The 19,298-nt window shown below is 70.7% G+C and carries 19 protein-coding genes; 12 read left to right on the top strand and 7 right to left on the bottom strand.

Features of this window, described 5'->3' with window-relative positions; all coding sequences use genetic code 11:
• Positions 1 to 14 precede the first annotated feature (14 nt).
• The 3 genes from ACZ56E_RS06135 to hemL form a co-directional block, all read right to left on the bottom strand.
• Positions 15 to 1,235, bottom strand: a complete 1,221-nt coding sequence (locus ACZ56E_RS06135) for a polysaccharide deacetylase family protein (RefSeq protein ID WP_471211689.1) — start codon at positions 1,233 to 1,235, stop codon at positions 15 to 17.
• A gap of 183 nt (positions 1,236 to 1,418) precedes the next feature.
• Positions 1,419 to 2,123: a histidine phosphatase family protein gene (locus ACZ56E_RS06130; RefSeq protein WP_468604236.1), complete on the bottom strand. Its 705-nt coding sequence runs from the start codon at positions 2,121 to 2,123 to the stop codon at positions 1,419 to 1,421.
• Complete coding sequence (gene hemL, locus ACZ56E_RS06125) at positions 2,120 to 3,445, bottom strand: glutamate-1-semialdehyde 2,1-aminomutase (protein WP_468604234.1); 1,326 nt, start codon at positions 3,443 to 3,445, stop codon at positions 2,120 to 2,122. The genes ACZ56E_RS06130 and hemL overlap by 4 nt, the downstream gene beginning before the upstream one ends.
• Positions 3,446 to 3,780: 335 nt before the next feature.
• Between hemL and ACZ56E_RS06120 the strand changes: the two genes are divergently transcribed.
• On the top strand, positions 3,781 to 4,218 hold the full coding sequence (locus tag ACZ56E_RS06120; RefSeq protein WP_030565229.1) for a hypothetical protein: 438 nt from the start codon (positions 3,781 to 3,783) through the stop codon (positions 4,216 to 4,218).
• 15 nt (positions 4,219 to 4,233) lie between these two features.
• Here the strand turns inward: ACZ56E_RS06120 and ACZ56E_RS06115 are convergent, their stop codons facing one another.
• Both ACZ56E_RS06115 and ACZ56E_RS06110 read right to left on the bottom strand, forming a co-directional pair.
• Entirely contained in the window at positions 4,234 to 4,935 is a 702-nt protein-coding gene (locus ACZ56E_RS06115) for a CE1759 family FMN reductase (protein ID WP_471211687.1), read from the bottom strand.
• On the bottom strand, positions 4,932 to 6,032 hold the full coding sequence (locus ACZ56E_RS06110; protein WP_471211684.1) for an LLM class flavin-dependent oxidoreductase: 1,101 nt from the start codon (positions 6,030 to 6,032) through the stop codon (positions 4,932 to 4,934). The genes ACZ56E_RS06115 and ACZ56E_RS06110 overlap by 4 nt, the downstream gene beginning before the upstream one ends.
• A 153-nt stretch (positions 6,033 to 6,185) precedes the next feature.
• Here ACZ56E_RS06110 and ACZ56E_RS06105 point away from each other — a divergent pair, with 153 nt between their 5' ends.
• A complete protein-coding gene (locus ACZ56E_RS06105) occupies positions 6,186 to 6,716 on the top strand; it encodes a GNAT family N-acetyltransferase (RefSeq protein ID WP_471211681.1) in 531 nt (176 codons plus the stop codon).
• Between the two features lie 83 nt (positions 6,717 to 6,799).
• On the opposite strand, the gene ACZ56E_RS06100 is transcribed toward ACZ56E_RS06105, so the two are convergent.
• Positions 6,800 to 7,288, bottom strand: a complete 489-nt coding sequence (locus ACZ56E_RS06100) for a hypothetical protein (RefSeq protein WP_471211678.1) — start codon at positions 7,286 to 7,288, stop codon at positions 6,800 to 6,802.
• Positions 7,289 to 7,388: 100 nt separating this feature from the next.
• On the opposite strand from ACZ56E_RS06100, the gene ACZ56E_RS06095 reads away from it, so the two are divergent.
• The 3 genes from ACZ56E_RS06095 to ACZ56E_RS06085 all read left to right on the top strand — a co-directional run bounded on the left by ACZ56E_RS06095 (position 7,389) and on the right by ACZ56E_RS06085 (position 8,821).
• On the top strand, positions 7,389 to 7,724 hold the full coding sequence (locus ACZ56E_RS06095; protein WP_471211676.1) for a YnfA family protein: 336 nt from the start codon (positions 7,389 to 7,391) through the stop codon (positions 7,722 to 7,724).
• Between the two features lie 120 nt (positions 7,725 to 7,844).
• Positions 7,845 to 8,609 carry an SDR family NAD(P)-dependent oxidoreductase gene (locus ACZ56E_RS06090; protein WP_468316947.1) on the top strand — a complete coding sequence of 255 codons (765 nt, stop codon included), beginning with the start codon at positions 7,845 to 7,847 and terminating at the stop codon, positions 8,607 to 8,609.
• A 2-nt stretch (positions 8,610 to 8,611) separates the two neighbouring features.
• A complete protein-coding gene (locus ACZ56E_RS06085) occupies positions 8,612 to 8,821 on the top strand; it encodes a hypothetical protein (RefSeq protein WP_468604222.1) in 210 nt (69 codons plus the stop codon).
• A gap of 31 nt (positions 8,822 to 8,852) precedes the next feature.
• Here the strand turns inward: ACZ56E_RS06085 and ACZ56E_RS06080 are convergent, their stop codons facing one another.
• Complete coding sequence (locus ACZ56E_RS06080) at positions 8,853 to 10,046, bottom strand: RtcB family protein (RefSeq protein WP_468604220.1); 1,194 nt, start codon at positions 10,044 to 10,046, stop codon at positions 8,853 to 8,855.
• 200 nt (positions 10,047 to 10,246) lie between these two features.
• Here ACZ56E_RS06080 and ACZ56E_RS06075 point away from each other — a divergent pair, with 200 nt between their 5' ends.
• The 7 genes from ACZ56E_RS06075 to ACZ56E_RS06045 all read left to right on the top strand — a co-directional run bounded on the left by ACZ56E_RS06075 (position 10,247) and on the right by ACZ56E_RS06045 (position 19,297).
• A complete protein-coding gene (locus ACZ56E_RS06075; RefSeq protein WP_471211670.1) occupies positions 10,247 to 11,143 on the top strand; it encodes a DUF3558 domain-containing protein in 897 nt (298 codons plus the stop codon).
• A 144-nt stretch (positions 11,144 to 11,287) separates the two neighbouring features.
• On the top strand, positions 11,288 to 12,178 hold the full coding sequence (locus tag ACZ56E_RS06070; RefSeq protein WP_471211667.1) for a DUF3558 family protein: 891 nt from the start codon (positions 11,288 to 11,290) through the stop codon (positions 12,176 to 12,178).
• A 194-nt stretch (positions 12,179 to 12,372) separates the two neighbouring features.
• Complete coding sequence (locus tag ACZ56E_RS06065) at positions 12,373 to 13,668, top strand: DUF2637 domain-containing protein (protein ID WP_471211664.1); 1,296 nt, start codon at positions 12,373 to 12,375, stop codon at positions 13,666 to 13,668.
• Positions 13,669 to 13,722: 54 nt separating this feature from the next.
• Entirely contained in the window at positions 13,723 to 14,448 is a 726-nt protein-coding gene (locus ACZ56E_RS06060; RefSeq protein ID WP_468604212.1) for a TetR/AcrR family transcriptional regulator, read from the top strand.
• Positions 14,449 to 14,598: 150 nt separating this feature from the next.
• The gene (locus ACZ56E_RS06055; protein ID WP_471211661.1) at positions 14,599 to 15,291 is read left to right on the top strand and encodes a thermostable hemolysin; all 693 of its coding nucleotides are present in this window, start codon (positions 14,599 to 14,601) and stop codon (positions 15,289 to 15,291) included.
• The gene (locus ACZ56E_RS06050) at positions 15,288 to 16,835 is read left to right on the top strand and encodes an AMP-binding protein (RefSeq protein ID WP_471211659.1); all 1,548 of its coding nucleotides are present in this window, start codon (positions 15,288 to 15,290) and stop codon (positions 16,833 to 16,835) included. The genes ACZ56E_RS06055 and ACZ56E_RS06050 overlap by 4 nt, the downstream gene beginning before the upstream one ends.
• Before the next feature lie 1,547 nt (positions 16,836 to 18,382).
• Positions 18,383 to 19,297, top strand: coding sequence for a TauD/TfdA family dioxygenase (locus ACZ56E_RS06045; protein WP_471211658.1), 915 nt, complete (start codon positions 18,383 to 18,385; stop codon positions 19,295 to 19,297).
• Position 19,298: the final 1 nt, after the last annotated feature.

Here is a 19,298-nt window from a genome sequence, read left to right as displayed (position 1 = left end):
CGCCTTGCGGGCGCCTAGCGGAAGCTCTTCCAGCCCCCGGCGGGCTGCTGGCCGACCTCCAGGCCCTGGAGCTTGGCCAGCACCTTCGGGTCCTGCACGTCGAGCCAGTCCACGAACTGGCGGAACGACACGAGCCGCACGTCCTTCTTGCCCGCGATGTGCTTCAGCGCCTCCTCCACGGCATCCATGTAGATGCCGCCGTTCCACTCCTCGAAGTGGTTGCCGATGAAGAACGGCGCGCGGTTGGACTCATAGGCCCGCTTGAAGCCGGCTATGTAGGACTCCGTGGCCTGCTTGCGCCAGCCCGGGTAGTTGTGCGCGGGCGCCTTCGTCGAGTTCTTCGACTGGTTGGCGAGGATGTTGTAGTCCATCGACAGGACCTCGAAGGAGTGCCCGGGGAAGGGCATGGCCTGCAGCGGCAGGTCCCAGACGCCCATCTTCTTCTGCGGCCACTTCTGGCGGCCGCCGGGCGAGGACGCGTCGTAGCGCCAGCCGAGCTTCTTCGCCGTCGGCAGCAGATTGTCCTGACCGAGCAGACAGGGCGTGCGGCCGCCGACGAGTTCCTTCTCGTAGTCGAAGGGCAGCGACGGCAGATCGGTCCAGCCGGTGTTCGTACGCCACTTCTTCACAAAGGACTTGGCCTGGTCGATCTCGTCCTGCCATTGCGCGGACGTCCAGTTGGCGACGGAACCCGTGCCCGCGCAGAAGTGCCCATTGAAGTGCGTGCCGATTTCATGGCCCTCGAGCCAGGCCTGCCTGACGTACTTCAGGGTGTCCTTGATGTGACCGTCGGTGAGATAACCGATGTCGGAGGCGCCGAGCGCGTTGTTCGGCGGCCGGTACATGCGCTTCTTCGATTCCGGAAGCAGATAAAGCCCGGAGAGGAAGAACGTCATGTGCGCGTCGTGGTCCTCGGCGAGCTTGAGAAAGCGCGGGAACAGACCGTTCCCCACTTCGCCCGCGCCGTCCCACGAGAAGATCACGAACTGCGGGGGCGTCTCGCCCGGCTCCAGCGGTACGGGCTTGCCCGGCTGGCGGGGCTGCTTACCGGTGTAGGCGGTCGACCCGTCACCGATCGGCTTGGCCGGGTGCTTCTCGGCACCGGCGCCCTCTCCGGCCTTTCCCGCGGACTTCGACGAATCGCCGCCGCCCCCGGAGCCGCACGCCGCGAGCCCGAAAGCGGCGGCCGTACCCGCTCCGAGACCGAGCATTCCCCTGCGGCTGATGTCGCGCATTCCTACCCCATTCGTCGCGCCCTTGGATCCGTTCCTGCCGTATCTGCCATGCAAGAGGGACGACCCGTTAGAGGGCGCGACGAACAGTGGGGTTCCGGACAAGCCGCATTTATTTGCGGTGATTTGCCGGACGGGACATACAGTTGCCGCGCGATTACACGCGGTTGCTCAAAGGCCGGTTTATCAGGCCCCGAATGCCTTGCTGTTGCCCTTATTACTGCCCTTCACGGGCTTGGCACCGGCGCGCAGATGTGCGGGCACGAGATCCCGGGCCGGTTCGCTGTAACCCACCGAGATGATCCTGTCGCCGCGGTAGGTGAACGTCGTCAGCGACGCGAGCGTGCACTGCCGCTTGCGCGGGTCGTGCCACAGCCGCCGCTTCTCCACGAAGCTGCGCACGATCCAGATCGGCAGCTGGTGGCTGACGCACACCGCCTCGTGCCCGCGGGCCGCGTCCTTCGCCGCGTCCAGGGCGCCCATCATCCGTACGACCTGCTCGACGTACGGCTCGCCCCAGGAGGGCTTGAAGGGGTTGACGAGGTGCTTCCAGTTCTCCGGGTTCTTCAGCGCGCCGTCGCCCACCCCGAAGGTCTTGCCCTCGAAGACGTTCCCCGCCTCGATGAGACGGGCGTCGGTGGCCAGGTCCAGGCCGTGCGCCTTGGCGATCGGCGTCGCCGTCTCCTGGGCACGGTCCAGCGGCGACGCGACGACATGCGTCACGTCACGGTGGGAGAGGTGCTCGGCGACGCGGTCGGCCATCTGCCGGCCGAGCTCGGACAGGTGGTAGTCGGGCAGCCGCCCGTACAGGATCCCGTCCGGGTTGTGCACCTCGCCGTGGCGCATCACGTGGACGACGGTCAGCTCGTCGCCCGCAGAGGTGCCGGTCATGCGGTGGCCTCCGTCGCTTCCGCGGCCGCGCGCGCGGCACCCGGCAGGGCGGCGGCGATCCGCTCGACCGCCCGCTCGTCGTGGGCGGTCGACACGAACCACGACTCGAAGGCCGACGGCGGCAGATAGACGCCCTGCGACAGCATCGAGTGGAAGAACGCGGTGAAGCGGAAGGACTCCTGCGCCTTCGCGTCCTCGTAGTTCCGCACCTCACGGTCGGTGAAGAACACGGAGAACATGTTCGACGCGTTCTGCAGCCGGTGCGCGACGCCCTCCTTGGCGAGCGCCTCGGTCACCAGACCGCGCAGCTGCTCGGAGACGGCGTCCACCTTGGCGTACGCAGCGTCGTCGAGGAGCCGCAGCTGTGCGAGGCCCGCGGCCGTCGCGACCGGGTTACCGGACAGCGTGCCCGCCTGGTAGACCGGGCCCGCCGGGGCGAGGTGCGCCATGACGTCGGCGCGGCCGCCGAAGGCCGCCGCGGGGAAGCCGCCGCCCATGACCTTGCCGAAGGTCATCAGGTCGGGCTTCACCCCGTCCACGCCGAACCAGCCGGCCTTCGACGTACGGAAGCCGGTCATCACCTCGTCCGAGATGTACAGCGCGCCGTTCTTGGCGCAGGCGGCCTTGAGGCCCTCGTTGAAACCGGGGCGCGGGGGCACCACGCCCATGTTGCCGGGCGACGCCTCGGTGATGACGCACGCGATCTCACCGGGGTGCTTGTGGAACGCCTCCTGCACCGCCTCGAGGTCGTTGTACGGCACGACGATGGTGTCGCCCGCCTGGGCGCCGGTGACGCCCGGCGTGTCGGGGAGACCGAGGGTCGCCACACCCGAACCCGCCGAGGCGAGGAGCGCGTCCACATGTCCGTGGTAGCACCCGGCGAACTTGAGGACCTTGGCGCGGCCGGTGAAGCCGCGGGCGAGCCGGATGGCGGACATGGTCGCCTCGGTGCCGCTGGAGACGAGCCGCACCTGCTCGACGGGCTCGACGCGGGCCACGATCTCCTCGGCGAGCGCGACCTCGCCCTCACCGGGCGTACCGAAGGAGGTGCCGTGCGACACGGCCTCCTGGACGGCGGCGATCACCTCGGGGTGGGAGTGCCCGAGGATCATCGGACCCCACGAGCACACGAGGTCGACGTACTCGCGGCCGTCGGCGTCAGTCAGGTACGGACCGGTACCGGACACCATGAAACGGGGCGTACCACCCACAGCGCGGAACGCGCGCACGGGAGAGTTCACACCGCCGGGCGTCACGGCCGCCGCACGGTCGAAAAGAGTCTGCGAAACTGGGGCGCTATACGGGAAGCTCACACGAGCCATGGTGTCAGAGCGTCCGGACATCCTGCGGACAGGTGTTTCACTCCACGTTTTAGAGGGTGACCGCGGGGGAGGTCACTGACACGATGATCGGGTTGCGTGGCGGGGGCCGCGAGGCCTAGAAAAGACAGGGCCGTGCCGCCCTGGCAAAGCAGTCGGGTGGAGATATGCATCGCGGTGGCGGACTGGGCGAGGGGACCGACGGCCTGGGCCCCCGGCGTGCCCGGCGGGGCAAGCACCGACGCGAGGCGGAAGCGGAACCGGCGCAGGCGTCCGACCAGACGCTCGGCGCTTCCGGCGAGTCCCGGAGGGACCGGGTGACCAGCAGGAGTGGCGGGGTGGGGGTGACGTACAAGTACTTCGGAGCCCCGGACGGCGCCACCGCCGCCCGTGTGCCGATCTCGATGCGGCCCGAGGAGCTCGGCGGCGACGAGCTCGGCATGGGCGGCATGTTCACGAAGATCAAGCCGGAGACGATGGCCGCGATGGTCCTGACCGGCATCGAGGGCATACCCCTGCACAAGGTCCCCCCGCTCGAACTGGTCGTCCTCCACCCGGACTACGCCGTGGTGAAGCTCCCCATGACCGTCGTCGACCCGCTGCGCGGCGTCGGTGAGGAGTCGGTGGGCGCCGCGGCGTTCATATGGTCCACCGTCCCGGACCGCGGCGGCCCGCGCGACGCCTTCAACGTGTACCAACTCCTCCACGAGTGGCAGGATTTCAGCCACCGCCTGCACGACGCGGGCCATCAGGCGTACTGCCTGGTCTGGCCCTGAGCGCCTGACCTTCCCTCAGCTCGCCCGCAGCGCGGCGAGTTGCTGCTCGAAGGGGACGACCTCGAAGCCGCCCGCCGGGTCCACCGAGGTGATCGCACCGGTCAGCGAGCGGGGCGCGATGGCCGCGGCGGTGTCGGTGTCGGGTGCCGCACCGCTCAGGGGTGCCGCGTCACTTGCCGGGTCCGCCTGCGCCCGGCCGCCCGGCGCCATGAAGCGCGCCAGCTCCGCGCCCGCACGGGTGATCCGCGCCGCGAGGCCCGCCTCGCCCCAGTCCTCCGACGCCGCGTACACGGCGGTCGGCAGGACCAGGGCCCGCAGATAGCTGAAGAGCGGGCGCAGGGCGTGCTCGGTGACCAGCGAGTGCCGTGCGGTGCCGCCGGTCGCGCCGATCAGCACCGGCTTCCCGGTCAGCGCGTCCTTGTCGAGCACGTCGAAGAACGACTTGAACAGTCCGCTGTACGACCCCGAGAACACCGGAGTGACGGCGATCAGCCCCTGCGCGCCGGCCACCGCGTCGAGCGCGGCGGCCAGCCGGGCGGGCGGGAACCCGGTGACGAGATGCTGGGCGATCTCGGTCGCCAGGTCCCGCAGTTCGACCACCTCGACCTCGACCGCGCCGGCCTCGGCGTGGCGTGTCGTGGCGGCCGTCAGCCGGTCGGCGAGCAGCCGGGTGGACGAGGGCCGGCTCAGCCCCGCGGAGACGACGACGAGCTTCATGCAGTGACCTCCCTCTGGGCCTGCTGGGCCTGCTGGTTCTTGCGGGCGGCGTGGGTGGGGGCGTCCGGGACGTCGGCGGGCCGGTTCTTCGCGAACTCCTCGCGCAGCACCGGCACGACCTCCTCGCCGAGGATGTCGAGCTGCTCCAGGACGGTCTTCAGCGGCAGCCCGGCGTGGTCCATCAGGAACAGCTGGCGCTGGTAGTCGCCCACGGTGTCGCGGAAGGACAGCGTCCGCTCGATGACCTGCTGCGGGGAGCCCACGGTGAGCGGGGTCTGCTCGGTGAACTCCTCCAGGGACGGCCCGTGGCCGTAGACCGGCGCGTTGTCGAAGTAGGGCCGGAACTCCCGTACCGCGTCCTGGGAGTTCTTGCGCATGAACACCTGCCCGCCGAGCCCGACGATCGCCTGCTCCGGCGTGCCGTGCCCGTAGTGCGCGTACCGCGACCGGTACAGCTCGACCATCTTCGCGGTGTGTTCGGCGGGCCAGAAGATGTTGTTGTGGAAGAAGCCGTCGCCGTAGTACGCGGCCTGCTCGGCGATCTCGGGGGACCTGATGGAGCCGTGCCAGACGAAGGGCGCGACACCGTCGAGCGGCCGGGGCGTCGAGGTGAAGGACTGCAACGGCGTACGGAACTTGCCCTCCCAGGTCACCACGTCCTCGTCCCAGAGGCGGCGCAGGAGCGCGTAGTTCTCGATGGCGAGGTTGATGCCCTGGCGGATGTCCTTGCCGAACCACGGATAGACCGGGCCGGTGTTGCCGCGGCCCATCATCACGTCCACCCGCCCGTCGGCGAGGTGCTGGAGCATCGCGAAGTCCTCGGCGATCTTCACCGGGTCGTTGGTGGTGATGAGGGTGGTGGAGGTGGAGAGGACGAGCCGCTCGGTGCGGGCGGCGATGTAGCCGAGCATCGTGGTCGGGGACGAGGGCACGAAGGGCGGGTTGTGGTGCTCGCCGGTCGCGAAGACGTCGAGGCCGACCTCCTCGGCCTTGAGGGCGATGGCGACCATGGCCTTGATCCGCTCGGCCTCGGTCGGCGTGCGGCCGGTGGTCGGGTCGGTGGTCACGTCGCCGACGCTGAAGATCCCGAACTGCATGGCTGGCTCACTCTCCGCGGGTCCGCGTTTTGTTTACGATTCAACTATACCCACAGAACGGGGGTGCCGGGCCACCTATTCCCGGGCAGGCCCCTTCGCCGGACCTGGCTCGCCCGACCGCCACTTGTCAGACCCCGCGCCTACGGTGAGGCAATGGACCGATCACCTTCAGCGACAGCGGGCCGGCCGCCGGCAATCCGTCTCGAGCCCTGGTCGGACGAGGGCGGCCTCGCGCTGCTCCTGCGGCTCAACACCCCCGGGATGACGGAACACCTGGGCGGCCCCGAGACCCCCGAGAAGGTGGCGGACCGCCACCGCCGCTATCTCCGGCTCGACGACAAGGGCCGGATGTTCCGCATCACGGTGGACGGGCGGACGGCAGGCTCGATCGGGTTCTGGGAGACCACCTGGCAGGGCGAGCCGGTCTGGGAGACCGGCTGGGGTGTCCTGCCCGAGTTCCAGGGCATGGGTGTCGCCGCGAGGGCGGCGCGCCTGGTGGCCGAGGAGGCGAGGGCGGCGGGCCGCCACGCCCACCTGCACGCGTTCCCCGCGACGGACCACGGCGCGTCGAACGCGGTGTGCCGCAAGGCGGGCTTCACGCTGCGCGGCGAGTCGACGGTGGAGTACCCGAAGGGCAACTGGCACGCCTGCAACGACTGGCGGCTCGCCTTGAGCGGGGGCTGAACCGGCCTCGGCTCACCTTGAGCGGAGGCCGACCCGGCCCACCCCGGCCGGGGCAGCGGTAGTGCCCGAAAAATCCGGCCGGTTCAGAAGTAGTAGGTGTCCCCCGTGTCGAGGGCCAGCACCGCATGCTCGCTGTTCCGCGGGTTCAGGTCCACGGCGTCGCCCTCCGACTCCGTGCCGATCCGCACGCTCACCGCGGCCGGCGCCCCCTCCGTCCGGACCACGATCTCCACCGGCTCCCCCTTGGCCCCCGCGGCCAGCGCGCCCGTGCGGCACACCACCGCGCCCGTCCCCGACCGCTGACATGCCCCGGGCAGCGTTTGGACCTCCGTCACCGGCACCGACCAGCGCACGCGCACGGTGGCGTCGGCGAGGTCCGCGGGCCCGTGGTTCTGCGGCACGAACCGCACGCGCACGACACCTTCGCGCACGGACACGTCACCGTGGAAGGCGAGGTCGGCCTCGCGGTCGCCGGGCAGGGCGGCAGCCGCGCCCCCGCCGAGAACCACACCCACGGCGGCCGCCACGAGCGCCGCACCGCCGCACCACACACCCGCACGAGGAACCCGCACAGCAACCTCCGCCTCCGCCCCCGTCGGCCGAAACTTCACACTCCGTCCCGATACATGCCACTCCATCGGCCCGGGAACACCGCATGCCACCCTGTTGACCATGCTCATCGCCCGCTCCGCCGCCCTCTTCGTCCTCGCCGCGCTGTTCGAGATCGGCGGCGCGTGGCTGGTGTGGCAGGGCGTGCGGGAGCACAGGGGCTGGGCCTGGATCGGCGCGGGCGTCATCGCTCTCGGCGTCTACGGCTTCGTGGCCACGCTCCAGCCCGACGCCGAGTTCGGCCGCATCCTCGCCGCGTACGGCGGGGTCTTCGTCGCGGGCTCGATCGCCTGGGGCATGGTGGCCGACGGCTACCGGCCCGACCGGTGGGACGTGACCGGGGCGCTGATCTGCCTCTCGGGCATGGCCGTGATCATGTACGCACCGCGAGCACGCTGACGCACCCGAGAGCCCGCGGAACCGCACGCATATCCTGACGAGGACCGACCCCGCCGTACGCCATGCGCCGTATGGCGTGTGTCGTATGCCGTACGCCGAATGCCTGCCCGAGGAGCGCCCATGACCGCCGCAGCCAACCGCATCGCGATCATCACCGGCGCGAGCAGCGGTATCGGTGCCGCCACCGCCCGCGGTCTCGCCGCCGCCGGCTACCGCGTCGTCCTCACCGCGCGCCGCAAGGACCGCATCGAAGCGCTCGCCGCCGAGCTGAAGGACGCCGGGCACGACGCGATGGCGTACGCGCTCGACGTCACCGACCGCGCCGCCGTGGACGAGTTCGCCACCGCCTTCCGCAAGATCGCGGTCCTGGTGAACAACGCGGGCGGCGCGCTGGGCGCCGACCCCGTCGCGAGCAGCGACCCGGCCGACTGGCGCCGGATGTACGAGACGAACGTCATCGGCACGCTCAACGTCACCCAGGCCCTCCTCCCCGCCCTCACCGCGAGCGGCGACGGCACGGTGGTCGTCCTCTCCTCGACCGCCGGGCACGGCACGTACGAGGGAGGCGGCGGCTATGTGGCCGCGAAGCACGCCGAGCACGTCCTCGCCGAGACCCTGCGCCTGGAGATCGTCGGCACGCCGGTCCGCGTCATCGAGGTCGCGCCCGGCATGGTCAAGACGGACGAGTTCGCGCTGACCCGCTTCGGCGGCGACGCCGAGAAGGCCGCGAAGGTCTACGCGGGCGTCGCCGAGCCGCTCACCGCCGACGACGTGGCGGACACGATCACCTGGGCGGTGACCCGCCCGCCGCACGTCAACATCGACCTCCTGGTGGTCCGCCCGCGCGCCCAGGCCTCCAACACGAAGGTCCACAGGGAGTCCTGACGATGCGGCTTCCCGGCGACGACCCCGGCAGACCGGCGTACTCCGCGGACTCCCCCGACCCCCTGGAACGCCTCACCCACGAGCACGAGGCCCGCTCCCTCGCCGAGGAGGCGAAGAACGAGCGCCTGGTCTGGTGGTACCTGGCGTACTTCCTCTTCGGCATCCACATCGTCGCGTTCGTCATGATCTACGCGGTGACCCACGCGAAGTGACGGCGGGCTCAGCCCTTCCCGCGGAACGGGCTCAGCCCTTCACGCAGACGACCTGCTTCAGCTTCGCGACGACCTGGACGAGGTCCCTCTGCTGGTCGATGACCTGCTCGATCGGCTTGTACGCGCCCGGGATCTCGTCCACGACGCCCGAGTCCTTGCGGCACTCGACGCCCCGCGTCTGCTCCTCCAGGTCCTTCGTCGAGAAGCGGCGCTTCGCCGCGCCCCGGCTCATCCGCCGGCCGGCGCCGTGCGAGGCGGAGTTGAAGGACGCCTCATTGCCGAGGCCCTTCACGATGTACGAACCGGTGCCCATCGAGCCGGGGATGATTCCGTAGTCACCGCTGCCGGCGCGGATGGCGCCCTTCCTGGTGACCAGGAGGTCCATGCCGTCGTAGCGCTCTTCGCTGACGTAGTTGTGGTGGCAGGAGATCTCCCGCTCGAACGTCGGCCCGGCCTTCTTGAACTCCTTGCGGATCACGTCCTTGAAGAGCGCCATCATGATCGCGCGGTTGTGCTTCGCGTACTCCTGGGCCCAGAACAGGTCGTTGCGGTACGCAGCCATCTGCGGGGTCTCCGCGATGAAGACGGCGAGGTCGCGGTCGATCAGGCCCTGGTTGTGCGGGAGCTGCTGGGCCACGCCTATGTGGTGGTCGGCGAGCTCCTTGCCGATGTTCCGGGAGCCGGAGTGCAGCATCAGCCAGACCGACCCGGCCTCATCAATGCAAAATTCAACGAAGTGGTTTCCGGAGCCGAGCGTTCCCATCTGCTTGGCCGCCCGCTCCTCGCGGAACCTGACCGCCTCCGCGACCCCGTCGAACCGCCCCCAGAAGTCCTCCCAGCCGGCCGTCGCCATGCCGTGGAAGCGCCCGGGACCGACGGGGTCGTCGTGCATGCCGCGCCCCACCGGAATCGCCTGCTCGATCTTCGAGCGCAGCCGGGACAGGTCGCCCGGCAGGTCGTTGGCGGTGAGCGACGTCTTGACGGCGCTCATCCCGCAGCCGATGTCGACGCCGACCGCCGCCGGGCAGACCGCGCCCTGCATGGCGATCACCGAGCCGACCGTCGCGCCCTTGCCGAAGTGGACGTCCGGCATGACGGCCAGGCCCTTGATCCACGGCAGCGTCGCCACGTTCTGGAGCTGGCGCATCGCCGCGTCCTCGACCGTGGCCGGGTCCGCCCACATCCGGATCGGCACCTTCTCGCCCGGAACCTCTACATGCGACATATCGCCCTCATCCCCCGTAACTATCCTCAATCAACCGTAATCAACTACAAGCCCAGAAGCGCAAATACCGGCGCCAAGGTCAATGAAAGGGGTGACGGACCGGCGTCCACGGCAGCGCGTGCGATACACATTGTGTCCACCGGCCGCCCACCAGCGGCAACCGAATAACCAGGCAGAGCCAGGCGAGAGGAGCCATCACGGTGCAGCGGAAGGCCAAGGCCCGGGTACCCGGCGTCGCCGCACTCATCGCGGTGCTGCTGACCGGCTGCACCGGTGGGTCCGGCGACGCCGGGAGCGACGACTCCAAACCGGGCGACAGCGGCAGCTCGACCGCCGTCGCCCAGCCCGGCAAGTACCGCACGCTCCCCGAGCCCTGCGGCGAGGTGGACACCGACACCCTCGACGCGATGCTGCCCGGCATCGCGGAGATGGAGGACGCCGAGCAGCGCGAGAAGGCGTACGAGGGCACGCCGACGGGGACGTACGACACCGACCGGCGCGTGGGCTGCCGCTGGAAGGTCGAGTCGTCCGGCGCCTCCCACCATCTGCTGATCGACTTCGAGCGCGTCGTCTCGTACGACGGCACGGTCAGCGACGACGCCCGCGCCGCCGAGGTCTACGCGACGAAACTGCGCGAGGCGGGCCTCACCCGGCCGACCGGCTCGACCTCGGACGCCACGGCTCCCACCGCCGAGGACTCCGACGCGGGCGACAAGCCCCAGGGCGGGCAGAACGGCCGCCGCGACGACGACAAGGGCAAGAAAGACGAGAAGGGCAAGAAGGACGACAACGACGAGGAGTCGGAGAGTCCTGACGCCGGGGCCGAGTCGTCCGGGGCCGCCACCCCGCCCCCCGGCCTGGAGCCCCGCACCCTCACCGACCTCGGCGACGAGGCGTTCCTCGACGACGCCCTCACCACCTCCGCCTCCGCCTCCCGTCACCGCACCGTGACTGTGGTGTTCCGCACGTCGAACGTCGTCGTGACCATCGAGTACGACGAGCAGCCCGGCCGGCGCACGGACGTCCCCGACAGCAAGGAAATGCAGGACAAGGCGCAGGAACTGGCCGACACGCTGGCCGGGGAGTTCGACGAGTAGGGAACGGGCGTGGCGGGTGCGGACGGGGCCCCGGCCGCCGTGAAGCGGAGTCGTCCGTCGCCCCATGCGCGTACCGTGGCCCCTCGGACCCGACGACGTCACGAGACGAACTGGACGTCACGAGACGAACAGAGTGAAGGAACCATGCACCGACCTGCACAGCGAAAGCGACAGCTCCGCAGCCGCCTCCTCGTCTGCGCGGCCGCCGTACCGGCGATCCTCGTCGCCGGTTGCTCCTCCGACTCCGGCTCCGACTCCGGATCCGACGGGGCCAAGAAGGACGCGGGCGCGAAGGCCTCGGCCTCGGCCAAGGCCGGCGACAAGGCTCCGACCGTGGAGAAGGCGGCGTACGCCAAGCTGCCCGAGCCCTGCGAGGTCCTGTCGAAGAAGACGCTCGAGGACCTGGTGCCGAAGGCGAAGGACAAGTCAGGCAAGGCGGGCACGTCCAGCGACACGGCGCTGCGCGGCAGCTGCTCCTGGGACAGCCTCGACAACAACGGCGTGGACGGCTCGCAGTTCCGCTGGCTGCGCGTCTCGCTGATGCGTTTCGAGTCGGACCCCTCGCTCGGCAGCGGTGCGAAGCGCGCCCAGGAGAGCTACGCCAAGCAGGTCGCGGACGCCCAGGCGACGAAGGACGCGAAGGGCGTCAAGGCGGAGCCGGTGCAGGGCGTCGGCCAGCAGGCGACCCTCGTGCGGTACGACCTGAAGAAGGACAAGGACACCTTCAAGCAGCAGACGTTCGTGACGCGCGTGGAGAACGCGGTCATCACCGTCGACTTCAACGGCGCGGGCCTCGCGGGCGACAAGTCCCCGGACGCCGGCAAGCTGGGGAAGGACGCGCAGAAGGCGGCCAAGGAGGCCGCCGCGGCGGTCGTCGCCGCCAACGAGGGCGACGGCGGCAAGGGCGGCGGCAAGGCCTCGTCCAGCCCGAGCGAGAAGCCGAAGTCCGACGACAGCAAGTCCGACGACAGCAAGTCGGACGACGCGAAGGCCGACGACGCCACGGCCAAGAAGAAGAGCAGCAGCAAGGCCTGACGAGAGCGCCGGTGAACTCGCTTCGCGAGCAGGCACGTTGAAGGAGCCCGGCCCCGTGGGGCCGGGCTTCTGGCGTACCGGCACACGACCTTCCGCACACGTGTGCCAGGCTGTCGCTCGCAAACAAGCGCAAACAAGCCGACACAGGCCTTGAAACAGGGACTTGAACAGGGAGGGGTTCGCGGGTGGCCGCGATGCAGCTGACACGCACGCACCGGATACTCATCGGGGTGGTCGTCGCCGGAGCGGTCGTCATCGCCGGGATCGGCTTCGCCGGGTCGTACGCGGCGGTGCGCGAGCTCGCCGAGAAGAAGGGCTTCGGCGACTTCTCCGCGGTGTTCCCCATCGGCATCGACGCGGGCATCTGCGTTCTGCTCGCCCTCGACCTCCTGCTGACCTGGCTGCGCATCCCCTTCCCGCTGCTGCGGCAGACGGCGTGGCTGCTCACGGCGGGCACGATCCTCTTCAACGCCGCCTCCAGCTGGGGCGATCCGCTCGGTGTCGCCATGCACGCGGTCATCCCGGTGCTGTTCGTGGTCGCCGTCGAGGCGGCGCGGCACGCGGTGGGCCGGATCGCGGACATCACCGCCGACAAGCACATGGAGGGCGTGCGCCTGACCCGCTGGCTGCTCTCGCCCGTGCCCACCTTCAAGCTGTGGCGCCGGATGAAGCTGTGGGAGCTGCGCTCCTACGAGCAGGTCATCAAGCTGGAACAGGAGCGTCTCGTCTACCAGGCGCGGCTGCAGGCCCGGTTCGGCCGCTCCTGGCGCCGCAAGGCGCCGGTCGAGTCGCTGATGCCGCTGCGTCTCGCGCGCTACGGCGTTCCTCTCGCGGAGACCGCCCCTGCGGGGCTCGCGGCGGCGGGCATCGAGCCGGTGCTGCTGCCGCCCGCCCCCGCGGTCTCGACGGTGAAGGCCGTCGGCGAGTCGCAGCAGCCGCAGCTGGCCGCCGGGCCCGAGCCCAAGTCCGAGCCCGAGCCCGAGCCCGAGCCCGCCCAGGGGCCGGAGCAGGAACCGGAGCCGGAGCCGCAGCACCCGGAGGAGACGCTCCCGGTGGCCAACCACGCGAGCCCCTGGTTCGCGGCGCACAACGCGTCGTACGCGCCCGTGGCTCCGTACGACGAGTGGTACGCCGAGCAGGAGCGGCAGCACGGACAGCAGGACGGCGGTGCCGACGGGGAGCACGGTCCGGAGTTCCCCGTGCCGAACGGGGCGGGCGGCACGCGTCCGCTCGGCGACGGCATCCCGCAGCCGGACCCCGGCACCGCCCCCGCCCCGGGTCCCACTCCCGCTCCCGCCCCTTCCGACGAGGACCTGTACCAGGTGTTCCGTCAGTCGATAGAGGGTGAGGGCATGCCGACTCCCGGCGCGTTCGCGGCGAACGCGGAGGCGGCGTTCGGCCTGCGCCTCCAGTCGCGCGAGCTGAACAACTACATGGACCGCTTCTCGGCCCGCCTGGAGAACGAGTTCGTGGAAGACCACATCGCCTAGGCAAACTTTTGACTAAGGGTCGATTCCCGACCATCGGTCACCCATAATTTCCTCATGCGGACATCCCAGAGGAAGACACGAGAAGTGGCGGAGCGCGACCAGGCGCTCGTGCGCCTGGCGCTGGACATGATCAGCAGGGACGGCTTCCACAACCTGACGCTGGGGAAGCTCGCCCAGGAGGCGGGTTACTCGAAGGGCACGGTCTACAACCACTTCGCGTGCCGCGAGGACCTGCTCATCGAGCTGTCCGCCGAGAGCGCGCGCCGCCAGCTGCGCTATTTCCAGGCCATCGCGGACCTGCCGTGGAGCGGCGTACGGGCGCTGTACGGCATGGCCTTCGCGTATCTGCACCACGCGGTGGTGGCCCCCGTGCTGTTCGAGTGCAGCATCACCGCACGCACGGACGCGGTCTGCCGGACGGCCTCCGAGGACCGGATGACCCGGCGCGACCTGGTCGAATCCCAGATGGCGCAGGTGGTCGGCTTCGCCGTGCAGCGGACGGTGACGGACGGGGCGTACAGCAATCCCGACGTACCGACCGACGTGGCGGTGGACGCCCTGCGCGCCTACATCCTCGGGTACGCGGCGATGCATCTGCTCTCCCGCCGCTTCCTGTGGGCCGAGGCGGAGCAGCTGGACGGCCGGCTCGCCGTCATGGCGTCGATGATGGGCGGCCTCGGCTGGCCGAAGCTGGACAAGGCGGAGCTGGCGGAGATCCACAAGGTCGTCGTCGACATCGTCGGCGACGTCACCCGCGACTACGAGACGGGCGGCCGGTAGCGCCCCCACCCCCTCCCCTCCCCTCCACTCACCAAGCTCTGACCATCTCTTTGCCGACTCATTAAATGAACTGGGCGTCAAAAAACGACCAGTAGTCAATAATTGAGTCGTGCTCAGCCGCCGGGCTGGGCAGATGCGAATGGAGGGGCTATGCGCATCAACATCGCCCGCCGCGGCAGTGAGCTGTGGCAGGCGTGCACCGATCTCGCGAAGGATCGTTACGCGCGCGACTACCAGGCGCGGATCGAGCCGTCGCCGGACTGCTACATCGCTCTGTGCGCGGACACGGAGGGAGCCGCGGACACGGGGAGTACCGCGGACATGGGGAGCGCCGGGGGGCCGGTTCCGCTGGCGTGTGCGGGTCTGACCTACGGGGGCACCAAGGACCTGCTGATCGAGAGTTACCTCGGCGGCCCGGTGACGGACCTGCTCGCCGAGCGGTCGGGAGAGAAGTGCCGGCCCGCCGACCTGATCGAGGTGGGTCCGCTCGCCTCGCGCGAGGCGGGGGCCGGCCGTGAGCTGATCCGGATGGTGCCGGCGCTGGTCTGGTGCAACGGCGCCTCGTACCTGCTGTGCACCGTCACCGCCCCGCTCGCGCGGATGCTGGCCCGTATCGGCATTCAGTTCACCGGTGTGGCCGAGGCCCGCGAGGACTCGCTCCCGCCGGAGCAGCGGGGGAACTGGGGGACGTACTACGACACCGCTCCGGTCGCCGGCTATGTGGACCTGCGCGCCTTCGACGCGGGCCTCGGCCGGCAGGCGGGCGCGGGCTACCACCTCGCCGTCACCTGGGGGCAGGAGAGCGCGCTGGCCGGGGCCGGGCAGGGGGTGGACGCCCGATGAAGGCCGTGCGGGACAGTCTGCTGGCCGCCGAGCACCGCGACCGGGTCCTGGTCGAGCGGCTCGCCGCGGACGGCACGACCGCGGAGACGTACACGTACGACCGGATCGCCCGGTGGGCGGCGGCACTTCACCGCTCCCTGTCCGAGCCGGGCAGCCCGTACGCCACGCCGTCCGGTGCCCGGATCGGGCTCGTCGCGGGCAACGGACCCGAGTGGGTCGCCGCCGACCTGGCGCTCCTGCTGGGCGGTCTGGTGGAGGTGCCGGTGCCGCTGGCGTTCTCCGCCGGGCAGGCCGCGTCGCTGCTGCGTGAGGTCCGCCTGTGTCTGGCCGACGAGGCCGGGGCCCGCAAGCTCCACGAGTGGGGCCTCGCCGAAGCGCTCACGATCATCCCGATCGGCGAACACGCGGGTGGGGCCCACATCGATCCCCGGCTGCTGCCCGCGCCCTCCGACGAGCGCATCATCAAGATCATTCATACGTCGGGGACCACCGGGACGCCCAAGGGCGTGCAGATCAGGGCCAGGGCCCTCGGTGCGCTGCTGGAGTCGCTGCACTCCGTTTCCCCACCCGGCGTGTACGCGCGCTATCTGTCACTCGTACCGTTCAGCCTGCTCATCGAGCAGGTCACCGCGGTGTACCTGCCGCTGCTCAGCGGCGGCCGGATGATCCTGCTGCCGGACACGGCCGCGCTCCTCGGCACCGCCGGGTCCCGCGCCGACGACGTCGTGGGGTGGATGCGGGCGGCGCGCCCGACCGCCGCCGTGCTGCCGCCCGCCGCGGTGAGCGCGCTCGACAAGGCCGTCCGGGAGCCGGGTGCGGACGCCGACACGCTGCTCGGGACGGGGCAGCGGCCGTTCCTGATGGCCGGGGGCGCACCCGTCGACGTAGAGGCGCAACTGCGGCTCGACGCGGCCGGGTTGCGGGTGCACGAGGGGTACGGCCTCTCGGAGAACAGCTCGGTGGTGTCCTGGAACACGCCCGAGCACTGGCGGCCCGGCACGGTGGGCAGACCGCTGCCGCACTGCCGGGTGAAGCTCTCGGCGGAGGGGGAGCTTCTGGTCACGTCGACGTCGCTGTTCGCGGGGTACACCGTGGAGGACCCGACCAGCCGTCCCGTGGACGCGGAGGGGTGGCTGCACACGGGGGACCGGGCGGAGATCGACGAGGACGGGTACATCCGGATCCTCGGCCGGCTGAAGAACGTCATCATCACCAGTCATGGCAGAAACGTTTCTCCGGAGTGGGTCGAGGGGAATCTGCGCAGCTGTTCCGCCGTCGTCGACGCCGTCGTGTTCGGCGAGGGCATGGAACACCTGGTCGCGGTCCTCGTCACACCGGACGACGTGGCGGCGGAGACGGCACGGGAGCAGGCCCGGGCGTACGCGGAGGCACACCTCGCCGAGACCGACCGCCCCGAGACGTTCGTCGTCGTCCAGGACGACCGCGCCTTCCGCACCCAATACTTCACCGTCACCGGCCGCCCCCGGCGACAGCTCCTCTACGAGGACTTCGTGGCGACCGCCTTGCCCTCGCCTGGCGGCTGACGGCGGCACGCGGTTGTCGACGGCGCGCGGCTGATGGCAGCCCGCGCCAGACGGCAGCCTGCGGCTGACCGCACCTCGCGGCTGACGGCAGCGCGCGGTTGTCGACGGCACGCGGCTGAGGGCAGCGCGCGGTTGTCGACAGCACGCGGCTGATGGCAGCCCGCAGTTGTCGACAGCACGCGGCTGGCCGCACCTCGTGGCTGACCGCAGCCCGCAGTGCACCGCAGCGCGCGGCAGTCGGCAGCGTGCGGCAGCCGGCAGACGGCGGCGCGCGGCAGTCGGCAGACGGCGGCGTGCGGCAGTTGGCGGCGTGCAGCTGACCGCAGCCTGCGGCAGACGGCAGCGCGCTGCTAACGGCGACGCTCGGCTGACGGCAGCGCACGCTGATGGCGGCGCGCGGCAGACCGCACCTCGCTGCTAACGGCAGCGCGGTTGACGACGGCCCGTGGCTGACGGCAACGCGCAGCTGACGGCGACACGCGGCTGACCGCACCTCGCTGCTAACGGCAACGTGGTTGGCGACGGCCCGCGGCTGACCACAGCCCGCGGCTGACGGCAACGCGCAGCTGACGGCAACGCGGTTGTCGACGGCACGCGGCTGACCTCAGCCCGTGGCTGACGGCAGCCCGCGGCAGTCGGCGGCGTGCGGCAGTGGCGGCGTGCGGCAGCCCGCGGTAGACGGCAGCGGGCGCTGCTCCGGCAGCGCGCTGCTGACGGCGACGCGCGGCTAACCGCAGCCCGCGGCAGACGGCGGCGCGCGGCTGACCGCACCTCGCGGCACACGGCAGCGCGGTTGACGACGGCACGCGGCTGACCACAGCCCGCGGCGGACGGCAACGCGCAGCTGACGGCAGCGCGGTTGTCGACGGCACGCGGCTGGCCACACCTCACGGCTGGCCGCAGCCCGTGGCTGTCAGCAGCGCGCGGCTGGCCGCACCTCGCGGCAGCCCACAGCTACCGACGGCGCGCGGCTGTCGACGGCACGCGGCTGGCCACACCTCGCGGCTGACCGCAGCCCGTGGCTGCCAGCAGCGCGCGGCAGCCCACAGCTGCCGGCGGCGTGCGGCTGACGGCAGCGCGCAGCTGACGGCAACGGCTGACGGCAACGCGGTTGTCGACGGCCCACGGCTGACCACAGCCCGCGGCAGCCCACAGCTGCCAACGGCCCGCGGCTGTCGACAGCCCACGGCTGACGGCAACGCGCGGCTGACGGCAACGGCTGACGGCAGCGCGCGGCTGACGGCGACGCGCGACAGGCGGCAGCCCACGGCTGGCGGCGACGCGCGGTTGTCGACGGTGCCCGCCTCGACGCAACCCGCCTCTCACCACAGCGCCGGGCACGCCCCAGCGCGCCCGGCTCAACGCAGCGCCCGGCGCAACCCAGCGTCGGTGCAGCACAGCGCCAGCTCAACACAGCGCCAGCTCAACGCAGCGTCGGCGCAGCACAGCGCCAGCTCAACGCAGCGCCGGCGCACCACAGCGCCAGCTCAGCGCAGCGTCGGCGTACCCGAGTACACAGCAACCGATCAACAGGGGGATCGCTTTCCATGGCAACACTCACCCGCAACACCCTTCGTCTGACGTCCATCGGTGACGGGGACGGGATGATGATCAATCCGGTCGACGGGACGGCCGGTTTCGGGGAGCTGTACGAGGCCGGCCTCGACCAGCTTCTCGCCGACGCGGGTCACCTCCTCATCCGCGGTTTCGCCCCGGGTGTCGAGGAGTTCAACGCACTCGTGCGGCGCTACAGCTCCCGTACGACGCTCGACCCGGCCCGCACCTTCCACGGCGACGCCGCGCAGAAGGTCGACTCCGGGCACGACCCGATCGGCCTGCACCTGGAGAACGGGGCGACGCCGTTCGCCCCCGACCTGCTGTGGTTCCACTGCGTCAAGGCGGCCAGGTCCGGCTCGGAGACGACCGTCTGTGACGGGTTCCGGGTCTGGGACGCCCTCTCCGAGCGGTCGCGCGAGCTGTTCGCCGCCCAGCCGGTGAAGTACACGCGCAACGTCCCGAAGGAGATGTGGCAGCGGCTCGCCGCGCACCTCGCGGGCGGCGGTATGCAACCCGGCCAGATGGAGGTGTCCAGCCTGTACGCGCTGGCGAATGACGGCGCGGACGCGACCTTCACCGAGGAAGCGGACGGCAGCCTGACCTACACGTACACCGTGTACGTCGCCCACCCCACCCGCTGGTCGTCCCGCACCGCGTGGGCCAACAGCCTGCTGGGCCCCTCCTTCAACTACGAGGCCCCCGAGATCCGCTTCGCCGACGGCTCCCCGATCCCCGACGCCGTGATCGCTGAGTACGCCGAGGTCACCGAGGCCGTCACCGAGGAGATCGCCTGGGAGGACGGCGACATCGTCCTCATCGACAACTCCCGTGTCATGCACGGCCGCAGGGCCATCACCGACCCCGACCGCACCATCCTCAACGCACAGAGCTACGCCAGGAGCTGAC

It is taken from the genome of Streptomyces sp. NPDC039480, from assembly GCF_055597165.1.
This window is presented reverse-complemented; position numbering and strand designations above follow the sequence as displayed.

Coding starts and splice junctions, on each gene's coding strand:
- ACZ56E_RS06135 (WP_471211689.1), bottom strand. CDS start 1,235: ATGCGCGACATCAGCCGCAGGGGAATGCTCGGTCTCGGAGCGGGTACG.
- ACZ56E_RS06130 (WP_468604236.1), bottom strand. CDS start 2,123: ATGACCGGCACCTCTGCGGGCGACGAGCTGACCGTCGTCCACGTGATG.
- hemL (WP_468604234.1), bottom strand. CDS start 3,445: ATGGCTCGTGTGAGCTTCCCGTATAGCGCCCCAGTTTCGCAGACTCTT.
- ACZ56E_RS06115 (WP_471211687.1), bottom strand. CDS start 4,935: ATGAAGCTCGTCGTCGTCTCCGCGGGGCTGAGCCGGCCCTCGTCCACC.
- ACZ56E_RS06110 (WP_471211684.1), bottom strand. CDS start 6,032: ATGCAGTTCGGGATCTTCAGCGTCGGCGACGTGACCACCGACCCGACC.
- ACZ56E_RS06105 (WP_471211681.1), top strand. CDS start 6,186: ATGGACCGATCACCTTCAGCGACAGCGGGCCGGCCGCCGGCAATCCGT.
- ACZ56E_RS06095 (WP_471211676.1), top strand. CDS start 7,389: ATGCTCATCGCCCGCTCCGCCGCCCTCTTCGTCCTCGCCGCGCTGTTC.
- ACZ56E_RS06090 (WP_468316947.1), top strand. CDS start 7,845: ATGACCGCCGCAGCCAACCGCATCGCGATCATCACCGGCGCGAGCAGC.
- ACZ56E_RS06085 (WP_468604222.1), top strand. CDS start 8,612: ATGCGGCTTCCCGGCGACGACCCCGGCAGACCGGCGTACTCCGCGGAC.
- ACZ56E_RS06080 (WP_468604220.1), bottom strand. CDS start 10,046: ATGTCGCATGTAGAGGTTCCGGGCGAGAAGGTGCCGATCCGGATGTGG.
- ACZ56E_RS06070 (WP_471211667.1), top strand. CDS start 11,288: ATGCACCGACCTGCACAGCGAAAGCGACAGCTCCGCAGCCGCCTCCTC.
- ACZ56E_RS06065 (WP_471211664.1), top strand. CDS start 12,373: ATGCAGCTGACACGCACGCACCGGATACTCATCGGGGTGGTCGTCGCC.
- ACZ56E_RS06060 (WP_468604212.1), top strand. CDS start 13,723: ATGCGGACATCCCAGAGGAAGACACGAGAAGTGGCGGAGCGCGACCAG.
- ACZ56E_RS06055 (WP_471211661.1), top strand. CDS start 14,599: ATGCGCATCAACATCGCCCGCCGCGGCAGTGAGCTGTGGCAGGCGTGC.
- ACZ56E_RS06050 (WP_471211659.1), top strand. CDS start 15,288: ATGAAGGCCGTGCGGGACAGTCTGCTGGCCGCCGAGCACCGCGACCGG.
- ACZ56E_RS06045 (WP_471211658.1), top strand. CDS start 18,383: ATGGCAACACTCACCCGCAACACCCTTCGTCTGACGTCCATCGGTGAC.